Annotated in this window: 13 protein-coding genes; 5 read left to right on the top strand and 8 right to left on the bottom strand. The window is 71.0% G+C overall.

Annotated features, from left to right (window positions below; translation table 11 throughout):
* Window positions 1-20: 20 nt before the first annotated feature.
* From LV79_RS22505 to LV79_RS22485, 5 genes are all read right to left on the bottom strand, one after another.
* Window positions 21-1,466 carry a recombinase family protein gene (locus LV79_RS22505; protein ID WP_285469913.1) on the bottom strand — a complete coding sequence of 482 codons (1,446 nt, stop codon included), beginning with the start codon at window positions 1,464-1,466 and terminating at the stop codon, window positions 21-23.
* Window positions 1,467-1,548: 82 nt separating this feature from the next.
* Window positions 1,549-2,052, bottom strand: coding sequence for a hypothetical protein (locus tag LV79_RS22500; RefSeq protein WP_253840156.1), 504 nt, complete (start codon window positions 2,050-2,052; stop codon window positions 1,549-1,551).
* A 99-nt stretch (window positions 2,053-2,151) separates the two neighbouring features.
* Window positions 2,152-3,504, bottom strand: coding sequence for an MFS transporter (locus LV79_RS22495; RefSeq protein ID WP_253840404.1), 1,353 nt, complete (start codon window positions 3,502-3,504; stop codon window positions 2,152-2,154).
* 97 nt (window positions 3,505-3,601) lie between these two features.
* On the bottom strand, window positions 3,602-4,657 hold the full coding sequence (locus tag LV79_RS22490; RefSeq protein ID WP_253840155.1) for a Gfo/Idh/MocA family oxidoreductase: 1,056 nt from the start codon (window positions 4,655-4,657) through the stop codon (window positions 3,602-3,604).
* Between the two features lie 18 nt (window positions 4,658-4,675).
* The gene (locus LV79_RS22485) at window positions 4,676-5,713 is read right to left on the bottom strand and encodes a transposase domain-containing protein (RefSeq protein ID WP_253840154.1); all 1,038 of its coding nucleotides are present in this window, start codon (window positions 5,711-5,713) and stop codon (window positions 4,676-4,678) included.
* A gap of 278 nt (window positions 5,714-5,991) precedes the next feature.
* Between LV79_RS22485 and LV79_RS22480 the strand changes: the two genes are divergently transcribed.
* Both LV79_RS22480 and LV79_RS22475 read left to right on the top strand, forming a co-directional pair.
* The gene (locus tag LV79_RS22480; RefSeq protein WP_253840153.1) at window positions 5,992-6,384 is read left to right on the top strand and encodes an SSI family serine proteinase inhibitor; all 393 of its coding nucleotides are present in this window, start codon (window positions 5,992-5,994) and stop codon (window positions 6,382-6,384) included.
* Between the two features lie 552 nt (window positions 6,385-6,936).
* Window positions 6,937-8,190, top strand: coding sequence for a nitric oxide synthase oxygenase (locus LV79_RS22475; protein WP_372495424.1), 1,254 nt, complete (start codon window positions 6,937-6,939; stop codon window positions 8,188-8,190).
* Here the strand turns inward: LV79_RS22475 and LV79_RS22470 are convergent.
* On the bottom strand, window positions 8,183-10,000 hold the full coding sequence (locus LV79_RS22470) for a beta-propeller domain-containing protein (RefSeq protein WP_253840152.1): 1,818 nt from the start codon (window positions 9,998-10,000) through the stop codon (window positions 8,183-8,185). The two genes, LV79_RS22475 and LV79_RS22470, sit on opposite strands and share 8 nt — an antisense overlap.
* Window positions 10,001-10,195: 195 nt before the next feature.
* On the opposite strand from LV79_RS22470, the gene LV79_RS22465 reads away from it, so the two are divergent.
* Window positions 10,196-10,780 carry a DNA-binding protein gene (locus LV79_RS22465; protein WP_253840151.1) on the top strand — a complete coding sequence of 195 codons (585 nt, stop codon included), beginning with the start codon at window positions 10,196-10,198 and terminating at the stop codon, window positions 10,778-10,780.
* 23 nt (window positions 10,781-10,803) lie between these two features.
* Window positions 10,804-11,457 (top strand): RES family NAD+ phosphorylase, encoded by a 654-nt coding sequence (locus tag LV79_RS22460; protein WP_253840150.1) that lies wholly within the window; start codon window positions 10,804-10,806, stop codon window positions 11,455-11,457.
* A gap of 141 nt (window positions 11,458-11,598) precedes the next feature.
* On the opposite strand, the gene LV79_RS22455 is transcribed toward LV79_RS22460, so the two are convergent.
* Entirely contained in the window at window positions 11,599-13,572 is a 1,974-nt protein-coding gene (locus LV79_RS22455; RefSeq protein WP_253840149.1) for a S9 family peptidase, read from the bottom strand.
* A 156-nt stretch (window positions 13,573-13,728) separates the two neighbouring features.
* Window positions 13,729-14,796: a TerC family protein gene (locus tag LV79_RS22450; protein WP_253840148.1), complete on the bottom strand. Its 1,068-nt coding sequence runs from the start codon at window positions 14,794-14,796 to the stop codon at window positions 13,729-13,731.
* Between the two features lie 369 nt (window positions 14,797-15,165).
* Here LV79_RS22450 and LV79_RS22445 point away from each other — a divergent pair, with 369 nt between their 5' ends.
* On the top strand, window positions 15,166-18,030 hold the full coding sequence (locus LV79_RS22445) for an alpha/beta fold hydrolase (RefSeq protein WP_253840147.1): 2,865 nt from the start codon (window positions 15,166-15,168) through the stop codon (window positions 18,028-18,030).
* Window positions 18,031-18,182: the final 152 nt, after the last annotated feature.

Genomic DNA, 18,182 nt, shown 5'->3' with positions numbered 1-18,182 from the left:
TTTATCCGAAGTTGTCCGACTTACTTGTGACCCTCCGCGTTTTCAAACCCGCCATCAGGGAATACCAGCTGATCCGGCTTAAATCGGACACCCTTCCCGGCCTTCTTCAAGCCGATCACCGGCCAAAGTCGCCGGATGGTGTCGCGCTGGGAGTCCATATCCGCACCCAGGAATGCGTCTGCACTATCAATAGGCATTGCCTCTGCTTCACTGCTTCTCGCAAGCTCGACAATACGCTCCGTCATCTCGTTACGCACATCAACAAAATCGTCCAAGCCGATCTGGTCTGCTTTGTATGCCGCCCGCGCCTCAGCAATCTTATCCTTTGCCTGCTCGATAAGCTTCCGCTGATTGGCAGGCTTTGACCCCCCGACCGGCCGAGGAAGGCGCTTAAGCGCTTCGTATGTCAGATTGACCATGAACCTGTCAAGCGTCATACCGTCGCGAGCAACACCACCACAAGCCCATGGCTTTTGTTTGTCGCACTTATAGACAAAGTACTTGACCTTGGGTCGGTCTTTACTTCCGTACCTGAGTCCGCGCTGAAGTTGGATCACATACCCAGTCGAAAGCTTGGTCCCACACTCGTCGCACACGAGAACCCCCAGGAGCAACCTCTTTGCCTCCTTGCCGCCAGGGTGATACGACTTCTTGCCAGCCAAGATTTCTCGCAGTTCGTCGATCTCCTCGCGGGTCGCAATAGCAGGCCAAGTCCCTTTGGCAATGGGCTGCCCTTTTGGTACCGCCACTCCATTGATCTCAAGATCGCGCGAGAACACCCGCCACGCGGCATAGGTGTAGTCAACAAGCATTCGCTTCAACCGCGAGATATCAAGTTGCGAACCCGCTGTCATAGTTGCTTCTCCGCGCCTCCGCAGCGCTTGCACGATCCGGTGGAGAGACCAGCCCGCGAGTACCCATCTCCTGGCTCTGCGCCAAGTCTTCGCTTCCTCCCACACGATCTGAGTATAACCATGAGCGTAGCCGAAACGACGATGGCTTGAGCGTGGCGTAGTCCCCTGGAGTGCACGCAACTCTTTATTGTTGGAAATCAGGATCGACGTTCGTTTTCTATCCTGCCTGGCGATGACGGCCAGCACACCCGAAGTCAAGTCGTCCTTTATTTCGCGGCCAGTAGTGGCATCAAATATGCGTACGCCCGACTTTTCAGCATTGTAGGCGACTTCCTCGAAGCGCGAGGATTCACCACGAGTCAAACGCTCTTGATCGCGCACGATCAAGAAGTAGCCTTTAAGTTTCCCTGTGACGATGTCAGCAAGCAAAGCGTTATATCCTTTACGGTCATCACGACCGCCTGAAATATTCGCATCCTGATACACGCCAGATTCCCCAAGCGACGGGTCTAGCGTGAGCCCCATGCGCGCTTCGTACTGCCCACAGCGCATCTCTTGCGTGGCGAAGTCATCCCCAGAAGACTTCCGGTAGTACCGGACGCACCGCTGCATAGCGACTCCCTTGGCCTGCCCTTACCGCGCCCTGAACCTCCATCTTGGACCAGAGCTGATTAGTATGCAGGTCAAGGATGTGCTAGTGGTTGCTCTCCAGGTAGTAGACGTTGCCGCTACCCGCGCGCCACTTGTTGCCGCCGATGGAGGTGAAGGTGCCCTTGATGTAGTTGGTCAGGCAACTGCTCAGGGCGAAGTCGAGCTTGTAGCCGTTGTAGTGGCTGTAGGTGCCGCTGGCGTGGCCGACCTCGGTGCCGCCGGTGACGTTGAGGGCGCAGCCGGTGGCGCTCTTGAGGGTCTGGGCGCCCTGGATGGTGGCGAGGTTGACCTGGTCGAACGAGGTGCAGTTCGGCTTGGACCGGTCGCTGCAGTTGCCGCTGGAGGACCAGGTGATGCCGGATGAGCGCAGGCGGGACGCGGCGTCGCTGTGGGTCAGCTTGGTGACCAGCACGGACGCGGTGGTGGCGTCGGGGGCGGACACCGGGTCGTGCTCGGTGCCGGTCGAGGCACCGGCGGACCCGGTGGCCAGTAAGAGGGCGGTCGCGGCGGCGGCCAGGACGGCGGCCGCGCGGGCGATGGCGCGCATGGGAGGACCTTTCGCCGGGGACTGGGTGTGATCAACTCCGACGGCTAGCGTAATAAACACCGACGGGAAAACCCAGCGACCGTACGGAAACTTTCCCACTCAGCCGCCTTGCGGCACCCGGGTCGACACCCGCCAGTCGCGCACGGCGAGCACGAACGCGACGGCCACCAGGGCGACGGCGGCGAACAGCGCCACCGCGATCGCCGCCGGGTAGCGGCCGGTCCCGCCGAGCACCGCGTGGAACACCGCGGCCAGCGTCGCCGTGCCCACCGCCGTGCCGATGCGCTGCCCGGTCTGCAGCACCCCGCCCGCGACCCCGGCCAGTCGGTTGGGCACCGAGGTGAGGGTCAACGTGGTGTTCGGGGAGATCACCGCGCCACCACCGACGCCGGCGAGCACCATCGGGACCACGATCCACACCCCGGCAGCCGGGCCAGGCACCAAGAGCAACAGCACCGCGACGGCGGCAAGACCGACACCGACCGCCGTGAGCCCCAGCACGGTGATCAGCCGTCCCCAGCGCGCGACGAGCCTGCCCGCGACGGCGGCGGCCACCGCGGACCCGATGGCGAACGGGGTGACGGCCAACCCGGACTCCAGCGGGGTGTAGCCGAGACCGGCCTGGAAGAAGACCGCGAACACCAGCCAGATCCCGGAGAACCCGCAGAAGTAGGCGAGCCCGATGCCCGCGCCCGCGACGTAACCGGGGGTCTCGGTGAACAGCCGCGAGTCCAGCAGCGGCGCCCGGCCGCGCCGGACCACCCGCCGCTCCCACCGCACGAACGCCCAGCCGAGCGCGACGGCGACCGGGAACAGCCACCACAGCCCGACCAGTCCCCCGCTCTCGGCCCTGACCAGCGGGAACAGCACGGCCAGCACGGTCGCGCCGAGCAGCGCCGCACCGAGGACGTCGATGTCGGCGCGACCGGACGGCTTGTCCTTGGGCAGCAGCCGCATGGCGAGCACGAGCGCCACGACACCGATCGGCAGGTTGACGTAGAACACCCACGGCCAGCCCTCGGGATCGCCGAACCAGGCCAGGATCAGCCCACCCGCGATCGGGCCGACCGCCGTGGACACCCCGATGGTCGCGCCGAGCACGCCGAAGGCCTTGCCCCGCTCCGCGCCCTGGAACAGGTCCTGGATCAACCCGGAGTTCTGCGGGGTGAGCAGGCCACCGGCGAGCCCCTGCGCCAGCCGGGCCAGCACCAGCCAGGTGAGGTTCGGCGCCGCCCCGGCCAGCGCGCTGGTCAGCACGAACACCGACAGCGCGATCAGGAACATCCGCCTGCGGCCCAGCGCGTCGCCCAGCCGCCCGCCCGCGACCAGCGACAACCCGAAGGTCAGCGCGTAGCCGGAGACGACCCACTGGATGCCGCCCGCGCCCGCGCCGAGGTCGGTCTGCATGGACGGGAGGGCGACGTTGACGATGCTGACGTCGAGCAGGCTCATGAACCCCGCGGTCTGGGTCACCGCGAGCGCGCGCCACCGGCGGGGATCGGGGTCGGTCACCCCATCGTCCTACCCGTCGCGGGCGCTGTTCGCACGATCAGGTGACGTCGACCGGCACTCCGAGTTCGGCGGACCGGAAGGCCGCGTCGATCGTGTCCGCGACGTCGGCGGTCTCCTCCGGCGGCACCGGGTTCGGGCCCGCACCGCGCAGGCAAGCCGCCAGGGCCGCGTAGAACCCCAGGTAGTCGCCGTCGAGGGTCGGGACGCGGCGGCTGCCGGACGCGGTGACCACCTCGCCCCACTGGGACTCCGGGTAGGCGCCGAAACCCGGCTCGGTCGGCAGCCGACCGGACCGCGACGCCGCTTCCTGCGGGTCGAGCCCCCAGCAGTGGTACCCCACATCGGGACCCGCCACGGCGAACCGGGGGCCGACCGGCGCGGACGCCTTGCTGACCCGCAGGTACGAGCGGACCCCACCCGCGTGCGTGAGCAGGATGGTCGCGTCCTCCGGCGACGGCGCACCCGCGCGGGTCGCCTGGACCTCGGCGAAGACCGTGCGCGGCCGACCGAACAGCACGACCGCTTGGTCGATGAGGTGGCTGCCCAGGTCGTAGCGGATGTCGGCGAGGTCGGCCGGGTCGGCGCTGCCCTTCCAGCCGGACTTGACCGGCGCGGCGGCGCGCTCGAACCGCGACTCGAACCGGGTCACGCCCGCCAGGTCGCCGTCGTCGAGCAGCCGCCGCACGGTGCGGAAGTCGCCGTCCCAGCGCCGGTTCTGGAAGGTGGTGAACACCCGCCCCACGCGCGCGGCGGTGGCGGCGAGGTCGCGGACCTGCGCGCCAGTGGCGGCGGCGGGTTTGTCGACGACGACCGAGAGCCCGGCGGTCAACGCGGCGGTCGCCTGGTCGTGGTGGTGCCGGTTCGGTGACGCGACGACGGCGAGGTCGTACTCCCCAGCGCGCCGCCACAGCTCGTCGACCGACCCGATCACCTCGGTGTCCGGATAGCGCTGGCGCACCTCGGCGGCGCGACCGGCGTCGCCGGTGACGACGGCGGCCAGCCGCAGGCCCGCGGTGGCGGCGATGAACGGCGCGTGGAACGCGCTGCCCGCCAGCCCGTACCCGATCAGGGCCACTCCCGCGTCGGTCGTCATCCGCGCTCCTCCCGCTCGTTACTGGTGGGTACCCCGCCGGTGCGGCATCCCGAACCCGCCCGGACCCGCGATCGCGCCGCGCCCGGCCGCTTCCTTACGACGCCACGGGTGCACAGCTTGGTACACGCAGAGCATCGCCCACAGCTCTTGCGCCACGCCGTGCGGATCCTGCGACCGCAGCGCGACCGGTCCCGCCTCGAGCGATTCGAACAGCGCCTCGAACCGCCACCTGCTGCGGTGCAGCGCCGCGAGCTCGGCGGCGGGCGCCTGGTCCGGGTCGAGCAGCGTGGTGACCAATACCGCGTCCGGTGACTGCAGCACGCGCACCGCGAGCGAGTCGGTCACCGGATCGCCGTCGGCGAGCATCCTGGACAGGAACGAGCCGTCCGGCAGCACGTGCAGCCGGGGCAGCGCGATCGGCGCGCGCGCCCGCCACAGCAGGTCAGCGCCCCGGTTGGCCGCCGCCCGCCACAGGTCCTGCTCGCCGGCGCCGCGGTGGGCGACGACCAGGGTGCCCGGGCTGATCGTGTCGAGCACCCTGGTGCCCAACTCCTCTTGCGGCGACCCGACCGCGACATCGAGCAGCGAGCCGGTGTCGTGGCCCGCCAGCACCGAGACCCGGACCTTGGAGTGGTCGTACGCGGCGAGGTTGGCGGCGGTGTCGGGGATGTCGACCACGCCCGCGTCGAGCGTGCAGACCCGCATCCCGCGCCAGCGCGCCGCCTCGGCCCGGTCGGCGGCCGCCCGGCCGAGGAACAGCCTGCGCATCACCTCGGGCCCGAGCCGCTTGCGGGCCTTGGTGATCGACCCGGTGCTCGGCGCCGAGCGGGTCCCGGTCGCCACCCCGGCCCAGCGCATGCCCGCGGTCAGCCTGGCCAGCACCGCGTCGTACCCGGCCCCGCCGAAGAGCCATAAGGCGAGGGTGAAGTAGACCATTGTCCGCGCGGGCAGCGCGCGCGAGCGCTGCTCCCGCGCGCCCGCCGCGTCGATCGCGGCGTCGACCTCCTCGGGCGGGAACGCCTTGAGCAGCATGCCGATCGCGACCCGGTCGGACAAACGGTCCCGCGACGCCTTAGCCGCACGTGTAATTCCGCCCACAGAAAGGACCCCTCACCCAAGCCTACTTAAGGAAGTAACGACCAGTCGATCTTGTCGACGAGTGCGGCGACATGAATAGCATCGGGGAGCACCCGAGCGCCAGAGGCCCCGGACCGCGAGACAATTCCGGAAGACCTACCCTCGGAATCGTCCGGTTCGTCGACCTCCGGCCGGGCCGTGTTTTCCCTACACCCATTCGGCGGGTAAAGCAGGCCGCCGAGAAGGAGTGATCCGACATGTCCGCAAAGTCCCTCGCTGTCGCGGCCGCGTGCGCCGCGGTGGCCGCGCTGGTACCCGCGACGACCGCCCAGGCGACCATAGCCCCGGTCCGCGCCGGGTTCGTGCTGACCGTCAGCCGCGCCGGTGACCTGCCAAGACTCGGGGTGCTGCGCTGCGCGCCCGACGGCGGCTCGCACACCGACGCGGTCACCGCGTGCGCGCAGCTCTCGCAGGTCAACGGCCGGTTCGAGAAGCTCAACGTGCGCCCGGACGCGATGTGCACGCTGGAGTACGACCCGGTGACCGTGGTCGCCGTCGGCCTGTGGGGCCGCAAGCCGGTGCATTACCGCGCGGTGTTCGGCAACCGCTGCCAGCTGGCGACCGCGACCGGCGCCGTGTTCGCCATCTGAGTACCGCCCACACCGGACCGCGCGCACCCGGCCCGGCATTGCGGCACCGAACCGATGAGTAGTTCACGGTGGCTTCGACTAACCGTCATCATTCACCTCATCGGGTGGCACCACATCGAATGAGTGGTAGCGGAATTGCCCCCGTGGGCGATCGGGTATTCCCGGAGGTGACCACCGCCACCGCTGCTCGACCGAATGGCCTTACCGCCACGGGTTCGGCGGCGTGGTCCGCACACGGAACGCATTGCGGCCCCGCCGCCGGACCGTCCGCGGCGATTCTGCCTTATGGCTTTACCCTGTGACCCGATCGAGTGAGACTTGCCGGGGTCACCCGAGCGGGCGGGTAGGTTCTGCCGGGTGACCGGTCCGACCTGGGCACCGCCCGTCCACCCCGCGGTGTCCGCTCTCCCCGCGCCCTCGGTACCCCCCACCCCGCCGGTGTCGTCCGCGCCGCCCGCGCTCCCGGAGCCCGCGCCGACCAGTCTCCCGGTGCCCGCCGTCCCCGCGGCCACCCAGGCGCGATGTCCGGTCCCGACCGCCGCCACCCCGCTCATCCCCGCGCAGACCGGCACCTGGGCACCACCCGCAGAGCAGCGGACCTCGGTGCGGCCCGACGGCGTGGCCGACGTGGACGAGGCGGTGGAATTCCTCGAGCTGTTCCACGCCGAGAACCCCGGCGCGGGTCCGGCGGCGAAGCGGATCGCCTGGGTGCGCGCCGAGATCGAGCTGACCGGCAGCTACCGGCACACCACCGCGGAACTCGCGCACGGCGCCCGGGTCGCCTGGCGCAACAGTGCCCGCTGCATCGGGCGGCTCTACTGGCGGAGCATGCGGGTCCGTGACATGCGCGCCGTGCACCACCCGGTCGAGGTAGCCAAGCAGTGTGAGCAGCATCTGCGACTGGCTACCAACGGTGGCCGCATCCGACCGTTGATCACCATCTTCGCGCCGGACGCCCCCGGCAGGCCCGGCCCCCGGATCTGGAACGAGCAGCTGATCCGCTACGCGGGCTACCCGGCGGCGACCGAGGGCGGGCGCCCGCTGGGCGACCCCCGCTACGCCGCGTTCACCGACGCCGTCACGAAGCTGGGGTGGTGGCCACCGGCGCGCCGCGGCGGGTTCGACGTGCTGCCGCTGGTGGTGTCCGGCCCGGACGGCCGCCCCCGGCTGTTCACCCTGCCCCCGGACGTGGTCGCCGAGGTCGAGCTGACCCACCCGGAGCACCCGTGGTTCGCCGAGCTGGGCCTGCGCTGGCACGCGGTGCCGACGATCAGCTCGATGCGGCTGCGCGTGGGCGGCGTCGACTACCCGGCCGCCCCGTTCAACGGCTGGTACCTGGGCACCGAGATCGGCGCCCGCAACCTCGCCGACCACGACCGCTACGACCTGCTGCCGGTGCTGGCCGCCCGGCTCGGCCTGGACACCTCCCGGGAGACCACGCTGTGGCGGGACCGGGCGCTGGTGGAGCTCAACATCGCCGTGCTGCACTCGTTCGCCGAGGCGGGCGTCACCATCAGCGACCACCACACCGAGTCCGCGCGGTTCCTCAAGCACCTGGAGCGCGAGGAGAGCGCGGGCAGGCGGTGCCCGGCGGACTGGAGCTGGATCGTGCCGCCGATGTCGGGCGGGCAGACACCGGTGTTCCACCGCTACTACGACACCGACCACCTGCGCCCGGAGTTCGTCGCCGACGACGACGCGACCAGGGCCGCGCTGCACGGGATCCCGCCGACGCTGCCGGTCGGGGTGGAGCACGGCCCGCCGCTGTGGTCCTACCTGCGGGGCACCCGCTCGCCGATCAGCTGAACGGCACCCAGGCCAGCTGGGACGCGGTGTCCAGGTCCGCCGCCTGGACGCCCGCCGACGAGACCGTCCACAGCGCGCCCCCCGCGACCAGGGTCCGGCGCACCCGGCTGTCGATCCGGGAGGGCTCCGGGTGCCGGAGCGTGCCGACCTCGGTGATCTTGTCGCCCGCGACGCGCAGCACCAGGACGCCGCCGGAGCCGCGCGCGGTGTCGACCGGGATGACGACCAACCCCTTGTCCGGCCAGTGCAGGAACGCGTGCGCGTCGAACTCGACCTCGGAGTTGGCGCCGGGCAGGTGGAACTGGGTGATCCGGCTCGCGGGGGCGGCCGTGGTGTCGAACAGCGACACCTGGGTGCCGGTCACGCGCCCCTGCTCGGTCGCCTCCTGGCCGACGCCGAGCAGCCTGCCCTGGCCGAGCGGGTGCAGGTAGGCGGAGTAGCCGGTGATCTTCAACTCGCCGGTGACCCTCGGCGCGGTCGGGTCGGCCAGGTCCACGGTGTAGAGCGGGTCGGTGCGGCGGAAGGTGACCACGTAGGCGGTGTCGCCGAGGTAGCGCACGGACTGGATCCGCTCCCCCACCCCGAGCCCGCCGACCCGGCCGATCCTGGCCAGTCCGGCACCGCGCCTGGCCAGGACGCTGACCGCGCTGTCCTTGGCCGTTGTGGTGGCGACCCGGAGGTTCCCCTTGTGCTCGGAGAGCGCGTACTGGTTGACCAGCGCCCCCTCCACCGACCCGGACGCGACGTAGGTCGGCTTGCCCGGCGCGGAGATGTCGAACTGGTGGATGTCGGTGTTCTCGGCGGCCTGCCGCGCGTCGGCGGGCACGATCCCGACCCGCTGCCGCTGGTCGTCGGCGAGGTAGAGGCTGGTCGCGGTGCCGTAGAGGGTGTCGCCGTCGGCCGCGATCGTCACCGGCTCACCGGTGCCCAGCGGCGCGCGGAGGTCCACTGTGTACACGGTGAGCATCGCGGTCCCGGTGTAGCCCGAGGGCCTGCTGATCGACCCGCAGTCGACCTTCGCCTCCGTCCGCTGTCCGTCCCGGTCCAGGGTCGCGCGCGGCAACCACCGGTCGAGCGGCGCCTGCTTGATCACCTCGCGGTTGCGGTCGAGCGACTGGGTCTCCTCGCCGCCCATGGCCGGGTACTGGAATTCCAGACGCGGCCGGGAGCGGGCCACGACCCTCGCGACGGACCCGACCTGCCTGCCGTCGAGGTAGTCGCCGTCGACGGTGAGCGTGCCGGTGACCCTGGCGCCGCCCGCGAGGTCGACCATGACCAGCGAGGTCGTCATCGAGCCGCCGGAGGGGGTGTCGCGGTCCACGGCCTCGTAGCGGGGCACCGCCACCAGGGCGTGGTCGCCGTCGAGCAGCAGCGCGGTCGCCTGGCCGCCGCCGGGCATGGCGAGGCTGGCGGTGAGGGTGCGGGAGGCGGTGTCGACGACGCGCAGGTGGCCGTCCGCGACGGTGACGATCCGCCGCCCGTCGGTCTTGACCAGGTCCGGCTCGTCGGCGGCGGCCTCGTGGTTGTTGGTGCTGGAGTGGTCTGGGGTGCTGGACTGGTCCTTGCGCTGCACGGGCGGTTGGGCCTTCCCGGCGACCGGTGCCGACCCCTCCGCGGGCATCGGCACCACGCCGACGTCGTACATGCGGTTGTCGAACCCGTGGGGCGTCACCCGCTCGAGAGCGGCCTTCTTCAGATCGGCTTCGACGTCGGCGCAGGAGTCGTAGGAGACCAACCGCACCGAGGGCACGTAGGGCGCGGGCCCGGCCACGTCGACCGGCCGCTGGGCGAAGAAAATCCCCCCTGCCACGCACGCACTAGCCACGACCACGGCCCCCAAGGTGAGCCTCTTCGCTCTCATACCCGGATGGACGTACCAACCCCGGCCAACCGTTGCACTACAGTGGGACAACCGTCGGTGTTTGACCGTGTGCGGTGCGTGTCGATCTAGGTGAGTTTTCCCACAAAGGCGCACGAACCCGCACAACCGGGATACCCTAGGCGCATGACGGTCGCGTTGGAGCACGTGCTCGCGAAAGCGGGCCTGAGGGTCAGCCCGGTCGAGTTCCTCGAGCTGGTGGAGGAGGCGGCCAGGCGGTTGTCCCCGGCCAACCCGGACCCGGCCGACTACTTCTCCCCCGACCAGCGCGACGCGCTGACCGACGTCGGGCTCGACCTCACCCCGCGGCGCGGTGACGAGGTCGACTCGCGGGCCCGCGCGGTGGCCGCGCAGGCCGTGCTGCGCGACTCGGCGCTCACCGTGGCCGACGCCGCCGACGCGGTCGGGGTCGACACCAGCCGCATCCGGCACCGGTTGGCCGCGGGTCGGCTGGCCGGGTGGAAGGACCGCGGTGGCTGGCGGTTGCCCGCGTGGCAGTTCGCGCCGTCCGGGGTGCTGCCCGGCCTCGAGGTCGTGCTGGCCGCGGTGCCCGACGACCAGCCGCCGCTGGTGGTCGCCGCGTTCATGACCAGCCCCCAGCCGGACCTGCGGGTCGACGACCAGCCCGCCACGCCCCGGCAGTGGCTGCTCGCGGGCGGCTCGCCCGCCAGGGTCGCCGCGCTGGCGGCGGTGCTGGGCACCCCGGCCTGAGCTGACGAGGCCGACGAACCGAGATGTCCCGGCTCCCCCAGCCGCCCGCCCCAGCCGACCTGCGCACGCTGCTGCGCGTCGACGAGGACGTGGTGGCGCTGCACAGCGGCACGCACCTGGTGCGGGTCTTCGCCGCCGCCGGTGCCCACCGGCAGCGGTGGAACTCCTTCCGCTACACCGGTCCGCTGCCGCACGCCCGCTTCGACCCGCAGCCGCTGGGTCCCGAGGGCGGCCCGGCGACCGCGCCTGGGCACGGCGTGCTCTACTTCGGACTGAGCGTGCGCACCAGCATCGCCGAGGTGTACCAGCAGACCTCCGTGGTGGACCGGACCACCCGCAAGCCGCACATGGTGGTGTTCCGGCCGCGCCGGACGCTGCGGCTGCTCGACCTGTGCGGGCTGTGGCCGACGCGCGCGGGCGCCTCGCAGGAACTGAGCACCGGCAGCAAGTCGGTGACCCAGGCGTGGGCGCGGGCGATCCGCCAGGCGCACCCCGACCTCGACGGCGTCTGGTACCGGTCCTCGATGGACAGCGGCGAACCGGCGGTCTGCTTGTGGGACCCGCCGGGCAGTGGCGCGTTACCGCGAACCCCGGACGTCCTGCTGCCACTGGACTACCCGGGGCTCGATCTTCCGCTCGCCCGGGTCTGCGAGGAATTGAACTACACGTTGCTGTGAATCCGCGACAAGGGACCGCGGTTCCTATTCGGCGAATATCGGCCACCGGCACGCACACGGTTCACAGCCGGTGGGCGAACGCCCTCGCCCACCGGCTGTGAACGGCCCTGGGGTCCTACGCCGTCCCCGGGCCGCACCTGATCACAGGTGCCGTGACCACCACCGCAATACCTCGCGGAAACGTTGCTCGCGGTGGCGGGGCTTGCCGGAGCGAGTCAGCTCGTGACCCTCCCCGGGGAACAGGATCAGCTCGGTCTCCACCCCGTTGCGGTGCAGCGCGACGTACATCCGCTGCGCCTGCTCGACCGGGCAGCGCCAGTCGTGTTCGGAGTGGACGACGGCGAACGGGATGGTGATGCGGTGCGCGTGCGTCAGCGGGCTCATCGCCAGGTGGTCGGCGGGATCGGTGCCGCAGTAGGCCTCGGCGAACCACCAGCCGATGTCGGAGGTGCCCAGGAACGAGTCCCAGGCGTTCACCGCGCGCTCGCTCCACGCGGCGCGGAAGCGATGTCCGTGGTGGCTGGCCAGCCAGCCGGTCATCCAGCCGCCGTACGACCCGCCCATGACGCCGACGTTGGCCGAGTCGAGCTCAGGGCGCTCCAGGGCGGCGTCGAGCACCGAGAGCACGTCATCGACATCGACCGTGCCCAGGGCGCCGATGATGGCCCGACCGTGCGCCTCGCCGTAGCCCGCCGAACCGCGCGGGTTGGGCAGCACGACGGCGTACCCGGCGGCGGCGTACACCTGGGCCTCGTCGAAGAAACCCCAGCCGTAGTACATGAACGGGCCGCCGTGCACCGACAGCAGCACCGGGTGCGGGCCGTCGCCCTCGGGCAGCAGCAGCCAGCCGTGCGTGGCGTACCCGTCCGGCGCGACCCCCTTGACCTCGAGCGGTTGGCGCAGGCCGCGGGCGCGCAGCGGGGCGGAGAAGTCGGTGAGCCTGGTGGTGGTCTCGTCCTCGACCAGCACCACCTCGCCCGGGGTGTCCCAAGTGGACAGGGTGCAGACGATCCGGTCGCCGCTGGCCGCGAAGCCCTTGACGGCGGCCTGGTCCCCGGCCACCAGGGCCAGTTCGGCCAAAGTGGCCCGGTCCGCGTCGAGCGGCACCCGGCGCAGCTCGACCGCGCCCCGGTTGCGCACCGCGATGAGCACGCCAGCCTCGGTCCGCACCGGTCGCCCTGCGGTGATCTCGGCGTCGACGGTCTCGGCGTCGGTGAGCCTGCGCGGCTCAGCGGGCTCACCGTCGAGCACAAGTGGGACGGTCCACAACCCCAGGTTGCGCGCGGTGCAACGGGTATCGGGGAATTCGTCGCCGAGGAAGGCGATCGTGCCGTCGCCGAGCGGGGCGGGGTGCTCGGCGGTCCCCGCGCTGCGGGCGACCAGGACCGGGTCACCACCGTCGGCGGGCACCGCGTAGATGTCGGTGTTCAGCGTTTCCGCCACACCCCAGTCGCGCTGCGCGCGCACCAGGATGTGGTCGCCCTCGAGGGTCCACACGGCGTGGCACGGGGTGGCGAGCCCCTCGGTCAGTTGGCGCGGCGCCGAATTCGCCGTATTGCGGGATCCCGCACCGTCCACACCGGTCACCTGGTCGGTGTCGACCACGAACAGCTGCGGTGGACGGTCGTGCTGGAACCCGATGTCGTCGAACCGGTACTCCAGACGGGTGATCACCCGGGGTGCCTCGGCTGCGGCGTCCGGAGCAGTGCCGTCCGCGTTCGGCACACCGTAGCGACCGGCGTCGGGAACCCGTGCCACAAAAGCGATCCGCCGCGAGTCCGGCGCCCACACCGGGGTGCCCGCGCCCAGCGGCAGGTCGGTGAGCCGCCGGGCCTCACCGCCGTCGACCGGGATCACGTGCAGTTGGGGCGGTTCGCCCGCTTTCGCGGACCGCAGGAACGCCACCTGGGTGCCGTCCGGGGAGATCTCGGGCGCGGAATCGCGGTGTCCCCTGGTGAACTCCCGCACCTCGCCGCCCGCGAGTCCCACCCGGTAGAGACCACCGGCGTAGGAGTTGGTCGGCAGATCGGGGGCGGCGAGACCGACCAGCAGCAGGTCCCCGCGGAGGGCGGGCGCACCGGGCGCCGCCACCAGTTCGATGTCCTCTGGACGCACGCGACGACCGTACCCGAGTTCACGTTAAACCCAGGACCCCTCGATTATTCCCACTCGTCCACAGAAAAGCGGACGTGCATGGTTCGCACGTCCGCTTTTTCGGCCTTCGCCTGCCCCGGTGGCGGTGCGCTTGCGCGGCCGCCGCCGGGGATTGGTTCAGCGCCGGTGGTCGACCGGTTCACCCGTTTCGGTGGGGGATTCTCCGGCTGGGGTTTCCAGCACCGTGGATTCGGCGGTGGTGGCGGTGATCCCCCGCGCTTCGTCCCGCTTGGACTTGAGCAGGCTGGCGACCGTGGTGATGGCCAGCACGCCGACGATGACGGCGAGCGAGACGACGATGTTGGGCACCGGCACCGGCAGCGGCTGGCCGTCGTTGAGGAACGGCAGCGAGTTGGTGTGCAGGGCCTCGAGCACCAGTTTCACGCCGATGAAGGCCAGGATGACCGCCAGCCCGATCGACAGGTACACCAGCTTCTTGAGCAGGCCGCCGAGCAGGAAGTAGAGCTGGCGCAGACCCATGAGCGCGAACGCGTTGGCGGTGAAGACCAGGAATGGTTCCTTGGTCAGGCCGAAGATCGCCGGGATGGAGTCCACAGCGAACAGCAGGTCGGCGGTGCCGATGGCGATCATCACGATGAACATCGGGGTGACGAAGCGCTTGCCGTCGATGCGGACGAACGAGTTGGCGCCGTGGTAGGTGTCGGTCACCGGGAAGATCTTGCGGGCGATCTTGGTGAGGGCGTTCTCCTCGTATTCCTCGTCCTCGCCGAGCCCCTGCCGCGACAGGTTCCACGCGGTGTAGATGAGGAAGGCGCCGAAGAGGTAGAAGACCCAGCTGAACTTGGCGATCGCGACCGCGCCGACGGCGATGAACGCACCGCGCATGACCAGCGCCAGCACGATGCCGATCAGCAGCACCTTGTGCTGGTGGATCCTGGGCACCGAGAACGCGGACATGATGATCAAGAAGATGAACAGGTTGTCCACCGACAGCGAGTACTCGGTGATGTAGCCGGCGAAGAACTCACCGGCGTAGGTGCCGCCGGAGAACGCCCAGATCGCGCCGCCGAAGGCGACCGCGCAGCCGATGTAGAAGGCCACCCACCGCCCGGCCTCGCCGACGGTGACCTCGTGCGGCTTGCGGTCGACGATGAACAGGTCGATCGCGAGCAGCGCGAGCAGCCCGCCGATCGTGGCGAACCAAGCCCAGGTGGGGACGACCATGAAATCAAACCTCCGGTGTACGGGCGCGCGCCGACAACCGGAGGTCTCTTCCGCCGGGGCTAGGCCCTGGCCACCGGTCCCGGGACGCGTGGTCCGTGCTGACGACACCGGTGCGAAGGAATACTCCCCTCCGACACATTCGGTGTCCGATTCTTCCCTGTCGGAGCGCCGCGCACCAGTCGGGGCAGGTCCCCGGTCCGGTCGGATTGGTCACAACCACTCCGGACGCCGTCCGCCGAGGCGGGCGGGCCCCCGCGCAGCCTGCCGTGACCTGGCCGAACCCGATACCCCGGGGGGCCGATGTCACCCGGAGGTGGGCGCCGGGACGGCCTGGGAGCACTCTCAGGAAGAGTCCAATAAGTTCGGTGCGTGCCCTCCATCCCGCGGCCCCGGCCCCGCCAGATCGCCACCGCCCTCGTCGTCGTCGCCGTGGCGGCCGGGGCCCTGGTCTGGTTGAACACCGGGGACGAGCCGCCACCGGTCACCACGCGTGACGCCGCCCTGACGCTGCAGAGCGGTCCCGACCGCGACGAACCGGTCCGGGTCGACACGACCCTGTACCTGCCGGAGACCACACCCGCCCCTGCGGTCCTGGTCGCCCACGGCTTCGGCGGCAGCAAGGAGAGCGTCGACTCCGACGCGCGCGAGTTGGCGCAGCGCGGGTTCGTGGCGTTGGCCTGGTCCGCGCGCGGGTTCGGCCGCAGCGAGGGCCAGATCGGGCTCAACGACCCGGACTACGAGGTCAACGACGCGCGGGCGCTGGTCGACTGGCTGGCGACGCTGCCCGAGGTGACCAAGGACGCGCCCGGCGACCCCAAGGTGGGCGTGACCGGGGGTTCTTACGGTGGCGCGCTGTCGCTGCTGCTCGCCGGGTCGGACAAGCGCGTCGACGCGCTGGCCCCGGTGATCACCTACAACGACCTCGGTCAGGCGCTGCTGCCGAACTCCGCGGGCACCAGCACGGTGGCGGGGACGGCGGCGGCGAACCCGTACGGCGCGGACGGGGTGTTCAAGCGCTCCTGGGCCGGGATCTTCTTCGCGGCGGGCATGGGCGCGGCCGGGTTGGCGAACCCGACCGGGGACGCGTCCGAGCCGGGCACCGAGGACGACGGCTCGAACTCGGCGACGGCGGGCGTGGCGGTGCCGGAGCAGTCGACCGGCGGCGCGGACGAGCGGCAGCCGCGGCCGGGGTCGGCGGACCCCTGCGGGCGCTTCACCCCCGCGGTCTGCACGGCGTACTCGCAGGTCGCGACGACCGGGCGGGCCGACCAGGCGACGGTGGACCTGCTGCGCCGGGTGTCGCCGGTCTCGGTGACCGGCAAGATCACCCAGCCGACGATGGTCGTGCAGGGCGAGCAGGACACGCTGTTCGGGCTCGACCAGGCCGACGCGACCGCGCGGCAGGTCAGCGCGGCGGGCGCCCCGGTGAAGGTCGTCTGGTACACCGGCGGCCACGACGGCGGCAAGCCGGGTCCGGAGCTGCGCGGGGAGATCGCGGACTGGTTCGACTTCCACCTACGCGGCCAGGGCACTGACCCGGGGACCGGGTTTGAGTACGCGGTCCAAGGTGCGTTGCGGGCCCAGGGAGCGCCGTCGGTGCGCACGGTTAGCACCGCCTCTTACCCCGGTCTCGGCAACGCACCGGCCGCGGAACGGCGAGAGTTGGCGCTGTCCGGGCAAGAGCAGACGGTGGTGAACCCTCCGGGCGGTAACCCGGCGTCGATCAGCAGCATGCCCGGGTTGGGCTCGGTGCTGGGCAGTTCGTCGCGGTTGGCCGGTCGGATCGCGGTAGACCTACCTGGGCAGGCGGCGCGGTTCCGCAGTGAGCCGATGACCGGGCAGTTGCTGATCGCGGGCGCGAGCACGGTCGGCCTAGAGGTGGCCAGTGCTCGTGGTGGCGCACCGGATGGCGCGGTGTTGTTCGCGAAGCTCTATGACGTTGGCCCAGACGGGGTTCGAACGTTGCCGGGGTCCGCGGTCTCCGCGCTGCGCACTCCCCCGCTGCCCGCCGACGGTTCCGCTGTCGAGGTCTCGGTAGCGCTACCCGCTGTGGTGCGGCCGATCGAGGCGGATCACCGGGTCGAACTGGTGGTCTCGACCACCGACCAGGCGTACGCGACTCCCGCCGAGCCCGCCGCGTACCGGATCGCGTTGGCACCGGGCGCGGAGTTGGCGGTACCGGTGGTGACCGGGTCGCGGTCGAGTTCCGCGCCGCCCGCCGGGCCGCTGATCGGGATCGGGATCGTGCTGGGCGTGGTCGTCGTCGCGGTGCTGTGGGGTCTGTTGCGGCGCCGCCGCGAGGACGACGTCGACCCGGCGCTGACCGAGGTCCCGCTGGTGATCGACGGGCTGTCGAAGTCCTACCCGGGCGGGCTCAAGGCGGTGAACGCGCTGTCGTTCCAGGTCGAGCGCGGCCAGGTGCTCGGCCTGCTCGGCCCCAACGGCGCGGGCAAGACGACGACGCTGCGGATGCTGATGGGTCTGATCCAGCCGACCGAGGGCTCGATCCGGGTGTTCGGGCACCGGATCCACCCGGGCGCGCCGGTGCTGTCGCGGATCGGGTCGTTCGTGGAGGGCGCGGGCTTCCTGCCGCACCTGTCCGGCCGGGTCAACCTGGAGCTGTACTGGGCGGCGACCGGGCGGCCGGTCGAGCAGGCGCACTTCGCCGAGGCGCTGGAGATCGCCGGGCTCGGCGCGGCGGTGGAGCGCAAGGTCCGCACCTACAGCCAGGGCATGCGGCAGCGGTTGGCGATCGCGCAGGCGATGCTCGGCTTCCCGGACCTGATGGTGCTCGACGAGCCGACCAACGGGCTCGACCCGCCGCAGATCCACCAGATGCGCGAGGTGCTGCGCCGCTACGCCGCGACCGGCCGCACGGTGGTGGTGTCGAGCCACCTGCTCGCCGAGGTGGAGCAGGCGTGCGACCACGTGGTCGTGATGCACAAGGGCAGGTTGGTCGCCTCGGGCGCGGTGGAGGACATCGTGGCGGGCGGCGGTGAGGCGACGTTCCGGGTGGACGACCCGGCGGCGGCCGAGGCGGCGCTGCGCGGGGTCGGCGGCGTGCGCGAGGTCGTCGTCGAGGGCTCGCTGGTGCACGCGGACCTCGACGGGCTGCCGAGGTCGGCGGCGTTGGCGGCACTGGTCACGGCGGGTGTCGCGGTGGAGCAGGCGGGGCCGCGGCGCCGCCTGGAGGACGCGTTCCTGCAGTTGGTCGGAGAGGAGTCGTCCGCGTGAACGACAACGGGCACAGGCCGGACGAGACCCGGGCACCGAGCGTGAGGGACCGCGGCGTTAAGGCAACCGGATCGGCAGCGGTCACCGGATCGGCAGCCGTCACCGGAGCGGGGGTGGTCGCGGCGGAGAACGTGAGCACCGTGCACACCGAC

This window comes from Actinokineospora globicatena (genome assembly GCF_024171945.1).
GTDB lineage: Bacteria > Actinomycetota > Actinomycetes > Mycobacteriales > Pseudonocardiaceae > Actinokineospora > Actinokineospora globicatena.
This window is presented reverse-complemented; position numbering and strand designations above follow the sequence as displayed.

What these genes read in the sequence shown, in the direction of transcription:
- LV79_RS22480 (WP_253840153.1), top strand. Translation starts at nt 5,992, where the DNA reads ATGTCCGCAAAGTCCCTCGCTGTCGCGGCCGCGTGCGCCGCGGTGGCC.
- LV79_RS22490 (WP_253840155.1), bottom strand. Translation starts at nt 4,657, where the DNA reads ATGACGACCGACGCGGGAGTGGCCCTGATCGGGTACGGGCTGGCGGGC.
- LV79_RS22450 (WP_253840148.1), bottom strand. Translation starts at nt 14,796, where the DNA reads ATGGTCGTCCCCACCTGGGCTTGGTTCGCCACGATCGGCGGGCTGCTC.
- LV79_RS22505 (WP_285469913.1), bottom strand. Translation starts at nt 1,466, where the DNA reads ATGCAGCGGTGCGTCCGGTACTACCGGAAGTCTTCTGGGGATGACTTC.
- LV79_RS22500 (WP_253840156.1), bottom strand. Translation starts at nt 2,052, where the DNA reads ATGCGCGCCATCGCCCGCGCGGCCGCCGTCCTGGCCGCCGCCGCGACC.
- LV79_RS22495 (WP_253840404.1), bottom strand. Translation starts at nt 3,504, where the DNA reads ATGAGCCTGCTCGACGTCAGCATCGTCAACGTCGCCCTCCCGTCCATG.
- LV79_RS22460 (WP_253840150.1), top strand. Translation starts at nt 10,804, where the DNA reads ATGTCCCGGCTCCCCCAGCCGCCCGCCCCAGCCGACCTGCGCACGCTG.
- LV79_RS22465 (WP_253840151.1), top strand. Translation starts at nt 10,196, where the DNA reads ATGACGGTCGCGTTGGAGCACGTGCTCGCGAAAGCGGGCCTGAGGGTC.